This window comes from Ruegeria sp. BC7, assembly GCF_056539165.1.
In genome coordinates, this window is record NZ_JBQFUL010000003.1 from 532,800 (window position 1) to 547,120 (window position 14,321).

Consider the following 14,321-nt stretch of genomic DNA (forward strand, 5'->3'; position numbering starts at 1 on the left):
GCCCTCATTCCGCCGCCACCTTGTGCTGTGTCGATGGCGCAACCGCCGCATCAACGATATCCAGCGTTGCGCTGATCGAGCCCTTGCGCCCATCCTCATAGGTCACTTCGGTCGTGGTCGAGACACTGGGCGAGCCGTCATAAAGTGCGGTGATGATGTCGTTGAACTTTTCCTCAACAAACCCACGGCGCACCTTGCGAGTCCGGGTCATTTCACCGTCATCGGCATCCAGTTCCTTGTGCAGAACTACAAAGCGATGCACCTGACAGCCCGACAGCATCTCGTCTGCGGCGATCGACTTGTTCACCTCTTCCACATGGGCCTTGATCGTCTCTAACACACGCGGATGACCGGCCAGTTCCTGATAAGACGCATAGGCCACGTTGTTGCGTTCGGCCCAGTTGCCGACCGCTGTCAGGTCAATATTGATAAAGGCTACGCAGCGATCCTTGCCATTGCCGAACAGCACGACCTCAAGAATGTCGGGATAGAATTTCAGCTTGTTCTCGACATATTTCGGCGCGAACATCGACCCGTCGGCCATCTTGCCCACATCCTTGGCGCGGTCGATGATCCGCAGATGGCCGCTGCTTTCCTCGATAAACCCGGCATCCCCTGTGGCCACCCAGCCCTCGGCGTCCTTGGTCGAGGCAGTCGAGTCCGGGTTGTTGTAGTACTCAACAAACACCCCGGGCGAGCGGTAGTGGATCTCGCCCTTGTCGTCGATCTTCAACTCGACCGCGGGCGCAGGCACGCCCACCGTGTCGGCGCGGACCTCACCATCGGGCTGGATGGTGATATACACGGTCGCTTCGGTCTGGCCGTAAAGCTGTTTCAGGTTGATCCCCAACGAGCGGTAGAAATCGAAAATCTCGGGCCCGATGGCCTCACCCGCCGTATAGCCCACGCGGAACCGGCCATAGCCCAGCGTATCCTTGAGCGGACCGTAAACCAGCATATTGCCCAGCGCGTATTTCATCCGGTCGGCAAACCCAACCGGTTTGCCATCCAACAACAGACCGCCCACTTTCTTGGCGTGGTCCATGAAGTGGTGGAACATGCGCTGCTTCAGCTTGCCTGCGTCCTCCATCCGGATCATCACATTGGTCAGCTGAGTCTCGAACACGCGCGGCGGCGCAAAGAAATAGGTCGGACCGATCTCGCGCAGGTCAGTCATCATCGTGTCAGCGCTTTCGGGGCAGTTCACGCAGAACCCGCACCAATAGGCCTGAGCGATCGAGAAGATGAAATCACCCACCCACGCCATCGGCAGGTAGGACAGGATGTCTTCATTCCGGGTCAGGTGATCAAAATCCGAGGAATTCTTGGCACTTTCGATCACGTTGCGGTTCGACAGCACAACGCCTTTCGGCTTGCCCGTCGTGCCCGAGGTATAGAGCATCACGCAGGTGTCATCATACGAAATTTCGGAAATCCGCTTGTCCAGCTCGGCGTCAAAACGAGCGTGTCCCGCGCCACCTTCGGCCATGATGTCCTCAAGCGCGTTCATCTGGCTGTGGTCGTATTTCCGCATCCCGCGCTTGTCGGTATAAAGGATGTGTTTGACCTGATGCAGGTTTTCCTGAATCTCGATGACCTTGTCGACCTGCTCCTGATCGCCGCAGACGACATATTTCGCGCCGCAATGTTCCAGAACATAGGCCATCTCTTCGGCGACCGAGTCCTGATAGAGCGGAACCGGAACCGCGCCCACCATTTGGGCTGCGACCATCGACCAGTAATGCGCCGGACGGTTGCGCCCGATTACGGCAATATGGTCACCCTTTTCCACGCCGATTTCCAGGAACCCCAGCGCCAGCTTGCGGATTTCAACTGAGGCCTCGGCCCAGGTCCAGCACTGCCAGATTCCGAATTCTTTTTCCCGGTAGGCCGGGGAATCCCCGAACTGCGTCGCATTGCGGTGTAGCAGCGCCGGAAGGGACTTCATCCCATCGGCGCCCGACTGCGTCTGAGCCAATCTCTTTCTCCTCCCAATCCGACCCCTCCCCGGGCCGGAAACGGCAAACCCGGACCTCAGCCCGAACGCCAGCGCTCCGATAAGGAGCTTGGGCAAGATCAGCGGCAAGTTTTGCCTGATGTTTTCTCAATTCTTACGAATTGTAACAGGGGTGGAGTGGAGATTTCCCGAGCGATAAAAATTACTTGGCATCCACGTAGTCCTGAATATCCATTGTCAGACAACAGATGAGTTCTGAAATGAAGCCATTAACAAACCGCGAGAAGCGTGCATTAAAAAGTGCATTGGCTTCAAAGACTGCATTCTTTGCAATTTCTGCCTGCGCATTCGCCACCCAATTGAGCATCGCGGGCGCAGTATTCTGGATCACGTTCTCAGCGGTTTTTATCTACGCTGGCAATGTTGTTTCTCATCGGATTTTGGGAACAGATATCGACTGAACTCTATTCTTGCTGAAAGATCTTTCTGAACCTAACACTCCTCGGGGAAGATTTAGTTTTTCCACTACAACCAATCCCGCAAAATCGGGATCAGCGGTACGTCCGCCGCAGGCATCGGGTAATTCCGCAGGTCATTCGCACGCACCCATTTCAGGGCCTGGCCTTCCTTGGACTGCGGTATCCCCTCCCACTTGCGACACGCGAACAGCGGCATAAGCAGGTGGAAATCGTCATAGCTGTGGCTGGCAAAGGTCAGCGGCGCGAGGCACGAGGCCCAGGTGTCGATGCCCAGTTCCTCGTGCAATTCGCGGATCAGGGCGACCTCGGGGGTTTCGCCGGGTTCGATTTTGCCGCCCGGAAACTCCCACAGACCGGCCATGGATTTCCCTTCCGGGCGCTGCGCCAACAGCACCCGGCCTTCGACGTCGATCAGGGCGACGGCCGACACCAAAACGGTCTTCATGAACGATAATCCGCGTTGATTTCGATATAGCCATGGGTCAGGTCGCAGGTCCAAACGGTCGATGCGCCCTCGCCCAGCCCCAGATCGACGGTGATCACCAAATCCTGACCTTTCATATATGCGGCGGCGTCTTCCTCGCGATAATCGGGGCTGACCCAGCCTTTCTCGGCCACAAGAATATTTCCGAAAGAAATACTCAGCAGGTCGCGGTCGGCGGCGGCACCGGATTTGCCGATGGCCATGACCACACGGCCCCAGTTCGGGTCTTCACCCGCAATCGCCGTTTTCACCAGCGGCGAGTTGGCAATCGCCAGCCCATGCACCTTGGCATCCGCGTCCGAGGCCGCGCCGGTCACGCGGATTTCCACGAATTTCGTGGCCCCTTCCCCGTCGCGCACCACCTGCTGCGCAAGGTCCAGCATCACTGTCTCAAGTGCCTGAGCGAAAGCTGCGTTGCCGGTTGCATCCACGCCCGAAGCGCCAGTCGCGCACAACAAGAGGGTGTCCGAGGTCGAGGTATCGCTGTCCACGGTGATACAGTTGAAGGTACGATCCGTCTGCGCGCCCAGCATCGCTTGCAGCGCCGATTGTTCGGCCTGCGCATCGGTGAAGATGTAAACAAGCATCGTCGCCATATCCGGCGCAATCATGCCCGACCCCTTGGCAATCCCTGCAATAGAGACTGTTTTGCCGTCAATCTCGACCTGCGCCGAGGCTCCTTTCGGGAAGGTATCGGTGGTCATGATCGCCCGCGCCGCGTCTTCGATCGCGTGGCGGCTGAGGCCCGCTTTCAACACCTCAAGCTGGGCCGTGATTTTGTCATGGGGCAGCGGTTCACCGATCACGCCGGTCGACGAGGTGAACACCCGCTCCACCGCCACGCCAGTGGCTTTGGCAACGGCCTGAGTCACCTCGGCCACCGAGGTCTGACCGTAATGTCCGGTGAAGGCATTGGCATTGCCCGAATTCACAAGGATCGCCGCAGGGCCATCGCTGGCCCCGCCGATCTTGTCCTGACAGTCCAACACGGGGGCCGCACGTGTGGCCGAGCGTGTGAACACCCCAGCCACAGACGTGCCGGGGTCCAACACCGCCAGCATCACATCGGTCCGACCCTGATAGCGCACGCCCGCCTCGACGGTCGCAAATCGCACACCGTCAATCGCTGGCAATTCAGGAAACGCCGCCGGAGCCAGCGGCGAAACTTTGGTGATCGTCGCCACGGTCGCTTACTCCTGAATCAGCTCGATCTGGCGAACAACGTCGGGGCTTACCCCTTCCAGTTCGGGCCGCTCGATCTGAGCCGCCTGTGTCAATTCTTCGATGCGGGCTTGAATCGCCTCGTTTTGAATCGTCTGGGCCAGTTCATCGCGGATGGCGTCCAGTTCAGGGGCTTCGGACTTGCGTTTGTCATTCAATGTCACGACATGCCAGCCAAACTGGGTTTGTACGGGGTCGGAAACCTGACCTTTTTCCAATGCAAGAACCGCGGCCTCAAACTCGGGCACCATCTGGCCTTTGCCGAACCACCCCAGTGAACCACCATTGGGTCCGGACGGACCTGTCGATTTCTCTATGGCCAGTTCAGCGAAATCCGCGCCGTCGTCCAACAGTGTCTTGATCTCTTTCGCTTCGTCTTCAGTCGCCACAAGGATGTGGCTGGCGTCGAACTCATCCTCGCCCTCGAACTCAGCGAATTGCGCGTCATAAGCAGATTGGATGGCCTCGTCGGTGACGGCATCTTCGACCAGCGCATTCACGGTTTGAACCGCCAGCAACGAGCGGGTCTCATTCGCCAGCGCAAGGGCGTTCAATGCCGTCAGCGCCTCCTGCTGCTGTCCAAGAAGTTGCTGCTGGATCAGTTGTTCGATGACGAAATCATACAGAACGTCGTCTTCGATCTGTTGATAGTTGGGTGGCAGGGTCGCAACCGTAGCGATGACATGACCCAAAGTGATCTCGTCCCCGTTTACGCGGGCCACAACCGTGCTGGCGTCAGGCTTGGTTTCGGCGGCCAACGGCAGGGCCAAAACGGCAGCAAGCGCCAGAGATGGCAGAAAAGTGAAGCCTTTGGGCATGGAATCATCCTATTTCTTTGCCGCGACAGGGCGCAGCGTTGACACTCAGGAACCTGCCGCTTACATCGCTTTGAAGCCTTGGACAGGGCCGCCTTTCACCCCCCGTATCTATGGGTTGCGCGCAAGGTGGGCAAGCCTGTCGCAACCAAGACAAGAACAGATCCGCTGGAGTGAACATGCTGGGACTCGGAACGCTCGCCAAAAAGGTGTTCGGAACACCGAACGACCGCAAGATCAAGGCGACCCGCCCGTTGATCGAACAGATCAATGCGTTGGAACCCGAGTTCGAGAAATTGTCCGATGAGGGTCTGATCGAAAAGACCGCCGAGCTGCGCAAACGCGCACTGGACGGCGAAAGCCTGGATGCCCTGCTGCCCGAAGCCTTTGCCAACGTCCGCGAAGGGGCCAAGCGCGCGCTGGGTCTGCGCGCCTTTGACGTGCAGCTTATGGGTGGTGCCTTCCTGCATCAGGGCAACATCTCGGAAATGAAAACGGGTGAGGGCAAGACGCTTGTCGCCACCTTCCCCGCCTATCTGAACGCGCTGACCGGCAAGGGCGTGCATGTGGTCACGGTGAACGAATACCTGGCCAAGCGCGACTCGGAATGGATGGGCAAGGTGTTTGGCGCGGTCGGCATGACCACCGGTGTGATCTGGTCGGGCCAGCCCGACGCCGAGAAGAAGGCCGCCTATGCCTGTGACGTGACCTACGCCACCAATAACGAACTGGGCTTCGATTACCTGCGCGACAACATGAAGGCCGATCTGGCCGAGATTTATCAGGTCCACCACAACTTTGCGATCGTGGACGAGGTGGACTCGATCCTGATTGACGAGGCGCGGACGCCGCTGATCATCTCGGGCCCGTCGCAGGACCGGTCCGAGCTTTATACCGCGATTGATGCGTTGATCCCGTCCTTGCAGGACGACCATTTCTCGCTGGACGAAAAATCCCGCAGCGTGACCTTTACGGATGAGGGCAACGAGTTCCTCGAACAGCAACTGATCGCCGGCGGGCTGATCCCTGAAGGCCATTCGCTGTACGATCCCGAAAGCACCACGGTTGTTCACCATGTCAATCAGGGTCTGCGCGCGCATAAACTGTTCACGCGCGACAAGGATTACATCGTGCGTGATGGCAACGTGGTTCTGATCGACGAATTCACCGGCCGTATGATGCCGGGGCGCCGCCTGTCGGAAGGTCTGCATCAGGCCATCGAAGCCAAGGAAGGTGTGCCAATCCAGCCGGAAAACGTGACGCTGGCCAGTGTGACCTTCCAGAACTATTTCCGCCTCTATGACAAGCTGGGCGGCATGACCGGCACCGCGCTGACAGAGGCCGAGGAATTTCAGGAAATTTACGGTCTGGGCGTTGTCGAGGTTCCGACCAACAAGCCGATTGCTCGTGCGGATGAAGACGATCAGGTCTATCGCACCGCCGGTGAAAAATACGGCGCGATGATCCAGGAAACGAAGGAAGCGCAGGAACGCGGGCAACCTGTCCTGCTGGGCACCACCTCGATCGAAAAGTCCGAACTTCTGAGCCAGATGCTGACCAAGGAAGGTGTCGAGCACAATGTTCTGAACGCGCGCCAGCACGAGCAAGAGGCGCAGATCGTTGCCGATGCAGGCCGGTTCGGAGCCGTCACCATCGCCACCAACATGGCGGGACGTGGCACCGACATTCAGCTGGGCGGCAATGTCGAGATGAAGGTTCTGCAAGCGTTAGCTGAAAACCCCGAGGCCGATCCAGCCGAGCTGCGCACCGCTGAAGAATCCCGCCACGCGGAAGAGAAAGAAAAGGTACTGGCCGCCGGAGGTCTTTACGTCATGGCGTCCGAACGCCACGAAAGCCGCCGCATCGATAACCAGTTGCGCGGCCGTTCCGGTCGGCAAGGTGACCCGGGCCGCACCGTGTTTTACCTGAGCCTTGAGGATGACCTGATGCGCATCTTCGGCTCGGAACGTCTGGACAAGGTCCTGCACACGCTGGGCATGAAGGAAGGCGAGGCGATCATTCACCCATGGGTGAACAAATCCCTCGAACGCGCGCAGTCAAAGGTCGAAGGGCGCAACTTCGACATGCGCAAGAACGTCCTGAAATTCGATGACGTGATGAACGACCAGCGTAAGGTGGTCTTTAGCCAGCGGCGCGAGATCATGTCCTCGGATGATCTGTCCGAAATCGTGTCGGATATGCGTGAACAGGTGATTGACGACCTGATCGACGAATACATGCCGCCGAAATCCTACGCCGATCAGTGGGACACCGACGGCCTTCACGAAGCGGTCAAGGACAAGCTGACCATCGACGCCCCCGTACAGGACTGGGCAGCCGAAGAAGGCGTGGACGACGAACAGGTGCGTGAACGCCTGATCAACGCCTCGGACGAGATGATGGCGCAGAAGGCCGCAGCCTTTGGCCCTGAAAACATGCGCAACATCGAAAAGCAGGTTTTGCTGAACACCATCGACAGCAAGTGGCGCGAGCATCTGCTGACGCTCGAGCATCTGCGCTCAGTCGTTGGCTTCCGCGGTTACGCCCAGCGCGATCCGCTGAACGAATACAAGAACGAAAGCTTCCAGTTGTTTGAAAGCATGCTGGACAGTCTGCGGGAAACCGTGACCCAGCAATTGTCGCGCGTCCGCCCGCTGACCGAGGAAGAACAGCGCGAGATGTTGGCGCAAATGCAGGCACAGCAGGCACAGGCACAACAAGCCGTCGATCAGGCGGTGGATGAAGCCGAAGCCGTGGCCGAGGCCGAAGCCTCGGGCGATGCGCGTCCCGGCTTTGTCGAGGACGACCCAAGCACTTGGGGCAACCCGTCACGCAATGACAGATGCCCCTGCGGATCGGGGAAAAAGTTCAAGCATTGCCACGGCCGCCTGACCTGACGCCGACGTAATTCAGACACAATGAGTCCGTTTCACGGCCACATATTGGCCGTGATTCGCGGACAATATCCGACTCGCTCCTTCAACTGGGGAGGGTGTCTTGTTTATTATTAAGAACTACGTAACCACCGGAGGCACGGTCGCCTGTGCCCTTGCGATCGGTTACCTGATGCAGAATGGAACGCCTGTGCAGCCGAACGGTGCGCAGACGGCGGCCAATGCTACATCAATAACTGACCATGCTTCGATCATCGTCGGGCTGGAGGATATTGTTCTGACCTCCTCGTCTTCAGCCCCGGATGCGACCGATTCCAGTCATCCCCAGCAGCGCACCCTGCAACCCAGCCGGTCAGCCCCCTCAGAACCGGTAAATTGCGGCCTCAGCGCGCGCGCAAGGGCTGTGCCCGGCGCATCTGCCGTGCTGACGATCAAGGCACCCTGCCATGCGAATGAGCCAGTCAATGTGCTGCACAGCGGCTTGACGGTTACGCAGATGACGGATGAAAACGGCGCGATGGAACTGACGATTCCAGCGTTGTCGGAATACGCGATCTTTTTGATCTCGGTCGATGACCAGAGCGGGACAGTCGCCACGACTCATATTCCCGACCTGACCGAATATAACCGGATTGCCTTGCAATGGGCCGGTGACACAAACCTGCAAATCCACGCTCTTGAATTTGGTGCCAGCTATGGCGGCAAAGGCCATGTCTTCTCGGATCCAAACGCGCAAGGCGCAGGCAGCGTCGTAACGCTCGGGTCGGCCGGTTTCGACGACGCCCAGAACGTCGAGGTGTATTCGTTTCCTTACGGTCAGACTGACCGGACCGGCTCTATCGCCCTGACCGTCGAAGCCGAGGTGACAGACGTGAACTGTGACCGCGACCTGATCGTTCAGTCTTTTGAACTGCGCGCCGATCAACGTCTTCGGTCGCGGGAACTGACACTCAACCTTCCGAATTGTACGCAGGCGGGTGAGTTTCTGGTGTTGAATAATCTGATCGAAGACCTGACAATCGCGGCCAACTAAAATCAGGCAGCAGGCTCGGGCAACTTATGATTTTCTTTCGTGCGGCGGCGGCTGCACTCGTTTCGTTGGCACTGACGTCAGGCGCGTCAGCCCAAGACATCACGCTCACCTCTCATGACGGCAAAGTCGAAGTTGTCGGCAACTTGCTTGGATTCGATGGTGAATTCTACAGAGTGGACACCAAGTTCGGACACCTGACCGTTGATGGATCAGGCGTGACCTGCGAGGGTCCTGCCTGCCCGAACCTGACCGATTTCGTGGCCGAGGTTCGGTTTTCGGGTTCGTCTGTCATGGCCGAAAAAGTTCTGCCCGCCCTTATCATGGGATTTGCAAGGCAAGAGGGGCTTTCGGCCGTACCGCAGGATTTGAACTCGGGAAGGCTGACATACACGTTTCACAAACCCGAGCGGAACACTCCGCTAGGCCGGTTCTTTTTAAGTCCGAACAACACGGGTCAGGGGTTCACTGATCTGACCAACAACGAAACCGATATCGTCATGGCCCTGCGCGAAGTGCGCCCAGCGGAACAGAAGGCCGCAGATGACGCAGGCTTAGGGGACCTGACTGGCGCACGCCGGTCACGTGTCGTCGCACTGAATGCGTTGGTACCGATTGTTGCGACTGAAAATCCTGTTCGACAAATTTCACCTTCTGATCTGGCGCGGGTGTTTGCTGCCCAGATCACCAACTGGTCCGAGCTTGGCGGCCCAGACGCGCCGATTTCGTTGCACTTGCCGGATGCCGGGTCGGGCCTGGCCCAATTCGTCGAGGATCAGTTGCTTGCACCATCCCAAGCGGTCTTGTCCGACGAAATCACTCGGCACGGTCGCAGTGCAGAACTGGTACGCCAAGTTGCGAGTGACCCTTTCGCGATCGGCATTGCAAGTCAGGCCGAACTGGACTCAGTCCGCGCACTGCCGCTGACCGGAGGCTGCGGTCATGCGCTTTCAGCCACGCGGCAAACCATCAAGACCGAGGACTATCCGCTGACCTCGCCCATGTTCCTGTATCTGCCCAACCGCCGCCTGCCCCGGATCGCAAGGCAGTTTCTGGCCTATACCCAAAGCGATGCGGCGCAGTTGCAGATCCGAAACTCTGGCTTTGTCGATCAGGCGCCCGAAACGATGCGGATCGGGCTACAGGGGGACCGTCTGGCAAATGCCGTGGCGTCTGGCGGCCCCGAGGTTGGGCTGGACGAATTGCAGCGCATGATCGAAACCTTGCGTCCCCTGTCACGGTTGTCGCTGTCCTTTCGGTTCGAGGCGGGATCGTCCCGGCCCGATGCGCAATCGCGGTCTAATATTCGGCAACTGGCGCAACAGATTGAGTCCGGGGCGTTTGATGCGCGCAAGCTGACATTTGTTGGGTTCAGCGACGGCGACGGCCCCGCCGCAGGCAATGCGCGTATCGCCCTGCTGCGCGCGAAAACGTTTCGCAATGCGGTGCTGGCAGCCGTCGAGACCACGGTGCCAGACAGCGTCGAACTGAATGTGGATGCATTTGGGGAGGCGATGCCAATGGCCTGCGACGACACGAACTGGGGCCGCAAGGTCAATCGCAGGGTCGAGGTTTGGGTCGACTAAAAGCTACAGATAGCCTTCGGACCGAAAACTCAGCTCATTCGATTTTCCGATGATCAGGTGATCGTGCAGCGTCAGCCCCAAGGCTGTGCACGCATCCTGAATTCGGTTTGTCATGTCGATGTCCGATTGCGACGGCGTCGGATCACCCGAGGGATGGTTGTGCACAAGGATCAGCGCCGAGGCGTTTAACTCAAGCGCGCGTTTGGCGACCTCGCGCGGGTAGACTGGCACGTGGTCCACTGTGCCCTTGGCTTGTTCCTCATCCGCGATCAGGACATTCTTGCGATCCAGGAAGAAGACCCGAAACTGTTCAGTCTCGCGGTGCGCCATCGTTGTGTGGCAATAGTCCAGCAACGCATCCCAACCCGATATCACGTGCCGCTGCATCACCCGCGCCCGTGCCATCCTGTGGGCGCAGGCTTCGAGTATCTTGAGGTCCGTGATCACCGTATCGCCCACGCCCTTGATTTGCCGCAACCGTTCCTCGGGCGCGGTCAGCACGCGGTTGAAATCACCGAATGTGTCCATCAGGGCGCGCGCCAAGGGCTTCACATCCTGCCGGGGGATCGAGCGAAAAAGAACCAGTTCCAGCAATTCGTAATCTGGCATGGCAGCCGATCCGCCCGCCATGAACCGTTCGCGCAGCCGTTTGCGGTGGTCCTTGATATAGGACGGTAACTTCCCCTGTGGCAATGGCTGCACCGGGGCTTCATCAGTTTCAAACAATGAGGGGGCTTCGGCAAAGGCGTCCTGAGTCATGCCCCAGAGACTGGCTTAGAATCAGTTTCTGAAAGGTTAACGTGCCTCACCCGCCATGCGTGCGGTGGCCCGTCGGACAATCAGGTGTAGAAGGATGGAAAACACACCCAGCGTCAGCATTGCGGCAAACATCAGATCGGTCTTGGCGCGCCCATTGGCCAGCAACATCAAATAGCCCAGCCCTTGCGATGACCCGACCCATTCGCCAATCACGGCCCCGATCGGAGCATAAACGGCCGCCAGCCGCATCCCCGAGGCCAGCGAGGGCAGCGCGGCGGGAATACGAATGTGCCACAACACGGCGCGGGGGCTGGCCTGCATGGTGCGCGCAAGGTCAAGATACCCTTGTGGCGTCCGCATCAGCCCATCAAAGAAGGAGGACGTGATCGGAAAGTAGATGATCAACACGGCCATGGCGACCTTGGACCACAACCCGTATCCAAGCCAGAGCGTCAGCAAAGGTGCCAACGCGAAAACCGGCAATGCCTGCGTAAAGACCAGCATCGGCTGCACCAACACTCGGGCCGCACGTGAATTGGCCAGTTGCAGGGCGGTCAGAACACCCAAAACCGTCCCGAAGGCCAGACCGATCACAACCTCGACCGCCGTGATCCACGTGTGCTCCGCGATGATCCAGCGGTTCTGCCACCAAGTCTCGGCAACTAGTGCCGGGCCGGGCAGGATGAACTTCGGCAACCCGGTCAGGCTGACGATTGCCTGCCATATAGCCAGCGCGAACACGGTTGCTGCAAGGGCCGAGAGGATCTTCATGCCGCCTCTCTCAGCAGTCGCAACAAAGCACCCTGCGTTTCCAACGTTTCCAGATCATCCACGTGGCGCGGCGCAGGCGCGGCTGGCGGATCGCATGAGGTCAGCCCCTGCGGTGTCATCACCACAATGGATTGACCCAGCCGCGCGGCCTCGCCCGGATCATGGGTCACCAAAAGAACGGTCCTGCCCCTCAGCGCATCGGCAGCAAGGTCCTGCATGTCGGCACGAGTACGCGCATCGAGGGCCGAGAACGGCTCATCCAACAGAACGATGGGCCGATCCTCCATTAGGGTACGCGCCAACGCGACCCGCTGGCGCTGCCCGCCGGACAGCTCTGACGGTTTCTTGGCCATGTGATCCTGAAGGCGCATCCGTTCGATCAAACGGTCCCTGCGTTCAATGTCGGGGGTCTCACCACGCAGCCGAGCGCCCAGTGACACGTTCTGCGCAACCGTCGCCCACGGCAACAGCAGATCGTCCTGCGCCATATACGCGACGCGGTCCGCTACAGTCTGACCATCGCTTGCGGTAATCTGACCGTTGAAATCCGCGCCCGTTTCCAGCCCTGCGATCAGACGCAAAACCGTTGTTTTTCCAACACCCGATCCCCCCAACAAACAGGTCCACTGCCCCGACCCAAGGGTCAGGCTAAGCGGCGCGAACAGCGTCGCTCCGTCGATGGTGGCCGTGCCGCTAATGGTCAGGTCGGGTGCAGGGGTCATGGTGTCAGGCCCATTTGCCAGAAATTGACCTCTAGCTCTGTGGCGGTTCGGAAGGTCTGGCACAGCCTGCCCCACCGGGGTGAGGTTTCAAAATCCGGCCCAATGCGCCGTGTTAGAGCCTGATCCAGCAATGATCCCACCGCCTTGCACGCCTCTTGATAGTCGGGACTTGCATAGGTGTTGATCCAGTCGCGATACGTCTCGGACGTGGCCTCGGACGCCAGGCGCGCTCCGATCTCGCCATAGCCCATCACGCAAGGCGCAAGGGCCGCCAGCAGGTCCAGCAGATCGCCGCTATAGCCCGCCTCGAGCACGAACCGCGTATAGGCCAGATTCTCGGCGCGTTCGGGGGTGGCGAACAGTTCCTCGCCCGAGATGCCTTCGACCTCACAGATACCGATATGCAGTTGCATTTCCTCGGCCACCAGTGCGTTCACAGTGCCGACGGCGGTCAGCATCTCGGAATGGGTTTCCGACTTCACCACCGCCAGCGCCCAGGCACGGGAGAAATGGATTAGAAACACATAGTCCTGACGCAGATAGTGCAGGAAGGCCTCACGCGGCAGGCTTCCGTCCTTCAGCCCTTCGACAAAAGCGTGGCGGGTATAGTCCCGCCACGGCCCTTGCGCCACGTCGCGCATCAGCGCGAAGGCTTTGCCGTACTCGCTCATTGCGCGGTCACGTCGATGGTGATGTCGCTGACCGGGTTGATGCTGTCGATCATGCCGCTGTCCTTGAGGAATTCCTCGAACCGGGCATACCGGCCAGCGTCAAAACCCGCCGGACGCAGCGCGAAACGGGGCAGAGTGTCGACCCATGCGCGTGCGTTCAGCTCATCCTGCAGCTCGGACGACGTGGCGGCGAAAATCTCCCAGCTTTTTTCAGGGTTGTTGACGATGAACTGGGTGGCTTTCTCGGTCGCAGCCAGAAAACGCGCGATCATGTCGGTGTCCATCTTGTCGGGATTGGCGACATAGATCAGCTCATCATAGGGTGGAACGCCTTCTTCTTCGATATAGAAACAGCGGCCTGCGACGCCTTCGATATCCATCTGGTTCAGCTCAAAGTTACGGAACGCACCGATCACCGCATCGACCTGACCGGTCATCAGCGATGGCGACAACGAGAAGTTCACGTTGATCAACTCGATATCGTCCAGTGCAACACCATGCGCGTTCAGCATCGCCGTCAGGATTGCTTCTTCCACGCCTGCGACCGAGAATCCGACCTTCTTGCCCTTGAGGTCAGCAAGCGATTTGATCGGGCCGTCCTCAAGCACCAGCAGGCAGTTCAGCGGGGTCGCAACCAGAGTGCCCACACGCTTGAGCGGCAGCCCCTCGTGGATCTGCAGATGCAGTTGCGGTTGATAAGAAACGGCCAGGTCCGCCTGACCCGCAGCAACCAGACGCGGAGGCGCAGACGGGTCCGCAGGCGGGACTATCTCGACCTCAAGCCCCTCATCCGCGAAGTAGCCATTTTCCTGAGCGACGATGATGGGACCGTGGTCGGGGTTGATGAACCAGTCCAGCAGCACGGTCATCTTGTCCTCGGCCCATGCGGGCGCGGCGGCCAGCAGAGCGATGGCTGTGATCAGCTTTTTCAT

General features: G+C 59.1%; 13 protein-coding genes. 4 read left to right on the forward strand and 9 right to left on the reverse strand.

Annotated features, from left to right (window positions below; translation table 11 throughout):
* Positions 1-4 precede the first annotated feature (4 nt).
* The gene (locus ACR0KS_RS11620; protein WP_170564803.1) at positions 5-1,948 is read right to left on the reverse strand and encodes an AMP-binding protein; all 1,944 of its coding nucleotides are present in this window, start codon (positions 1,946-1,948) and stop codon (positions 5-7) included.
* 257 nt (positions 1,949-2,205) lie between these two features.
* Here ACR0KS_RS11620 and ACR0KS_RS11625 point away from each other — a divergent pair, with 257 nt between their 5' ends.
* Positions 2,206-2,418: a hypothetical protein gene (locus tag ACR0KS_RS11625; RefSeq protein ID WP_170483233.1), complete on the forward strand. Its 213-nt coding sequence runs from the start codon at positions 2,206-2,208 to the stop codon at positions 2,416-2,418.
* Positions 2,419-2,482: 64 nt separating this feature from the next.
* On the opposite strand, the gene mutT is transcribed toward ACR0KS_RS11625, so the two are convergent.
* From mutT to ACR0KS_RS11640, 3 genes are read right to left on the reverse strand one after another with little or no spacing between them, the layout of a single operon-like run.
* A complete protein-coding gene (mutT, locus tag ACR0KS_RS11630; protein ID WP_170412541.1) occupies positions 2,483-2,881 on the reverse strand; it encodes an 8-oxo-dGTP diphosphatase MutT in 399 nt (132 codons plus the stop codon).
* Positions 2,878-4,104 (reverse strand): bifunctional glutamate N-acetyltransferase/amino-acid acetyltransferase ArgJ, encoded by a 1,227-nt coding sequence (argJ, locus tag ACR0KS_RS11635; protein WP_170696467.1) that lies wholly within the window; start codon positions 4,102-4,104, stop codon positions 2,878-2,880. Before argJ ends, mutT begins: the two co-directional genes overlap by 4 nt.
* Positions 4,105-4,110: 6 nt before the next feature.
* The gene (locus tag ACR0KS_RS11640) at positions 4,111-4,959 is read right to left on the reverse strand and encodes a peptidylprolyl isomerase (RefSeq protein ID WP_170564399.1); all 849 of its coding nucleotides are present in this window, start codon (positions 4,957-4,959) and stop codon (positions 4,111-4,113) included.
* Positions 4,960-5,135: 176 nt separating this feature from the next.
* On the opposite strand from ACR0KS_RS11640, the gene secA reads away from it, so the two are divergent.
* The 3 genes from secA (at position 5,136) to ACR0KS_RS11655 (ending at position 10,466) form a co-directional block, all read left to right on the forward strand.
* On the forward strand, positions 5,136-7,853 hold the full coding sequence (gene secA, locus ACR0KS_RS11645; protein ID WP_170564402.1) for a preprotein translocase subunit SecA: 2,718 nt from the start codon (positions 5,136-5,138) through the stop codon (positions 7,851-7,853).
* 100 nt (positions 7,854-7,953) lie between these two features.
* The gene (locus tag ACR0KS_RS11650; RefSeq protein ID WP_170564405.1) at positions 7,954-8,883 is read left to right on the forward strand and encodes a hypothetical protein; all 930 of its coding nucleotides are present in this window, start codon (positions 7,954-7,956) and stop codon (positions 8,881-8,883) included.
* Between the two features lie 26 nt (positions 8,884-8,909).
* The gene (locus ACR0KS_RS11655) at positions 8,910-10,466 is read left to right on the forward strand and encodes a phosphate ABC transporter substrate-binding/OmpA family protein (RefSeq protein ID WP_170564408.1); all 1,557 of its coding nucleotides are present in this window, start codon (positions 8,910-8,912) and stop codon (positions 10,464-10,466) included.
* Between the two features lie 3 nt (positions 10,467-10,469).
* On the opposite strand, the gene radC is transcribed toward ACR0KS_RS11655, so the two are convergent.
* The 5 genes from radC to ACR0KS_RS11680 are packed head-to-tail and all read right to left on the reverse strand — an operon-like array spanning position 10,470 to position 14,321.
* Positions 10,470-11,225 (reverse strand): RadC family protein, encoded by a 756-nt coding sequence (gene radC / locus ACR0KS_RS11660; RefSeq protein ID WP_170387054.1) that lies wholly within the window; start codon positions 11,223-11,225, stop codon positions 10,470-10,472.
* Positions 11,226-11,261: 36 nt separating this feature from the next.
* Positions 11,262-11,996 carry an ABC transporter permease gene (locus tag ACR0KS_RS11665; protein WP_170483221.1) on the reverse strand — a complete coding sequence of 245 codons (735 nt, stop codon included), beginning with the start codon at positions 11,994-11,996 and terminating at the stop codon, positions 11,262-11,264.
* Entirely contained in the window at positions 11,993-12,718 is a 726-nt protein-coding gene (locus tag ACR0KS_RS11670; RefSeq protein WP_170564412.1) for an ABC transporter ATP-binding protein, read from the reverse strand. Before ACR0KS_RS11670 ends, ACR0KS_RS11665 begins: the two co-directional genes overlap by 4 nt.
* Positions 12,715-13,389 carry a thiaminase II gene (gene tenA / locus ACR0KS_RS11675; RefSeq protein ID WP_170564415.1) on the reverse strand — a complete coding sequence of 225 codons (675 nt, stop codon included), beginning with the start codon at positions 13,387-13,389 and terminating at the stop codon, positions 12,715-12,717. Before tenA ends, ACR0KS_RS11670 begins: the two co-directional genes overlap by 4 nt.
* The gene (locus ACR0KS_RS11680; protein ID WP_170412570.1) at positions 13,386-14,321 is read right to left on the reverse strand and encodes an ABC transporter substrate-binding protein; all 936 of its coding nucleotides are present in this window, start codon (positions 14,319-14,321) and stop codon (positions 13,386-13,388) included. The genes tenA and ACR0KS_RS11680 overlap by 4 nt, the downstream gene beginning before the upstream one ends.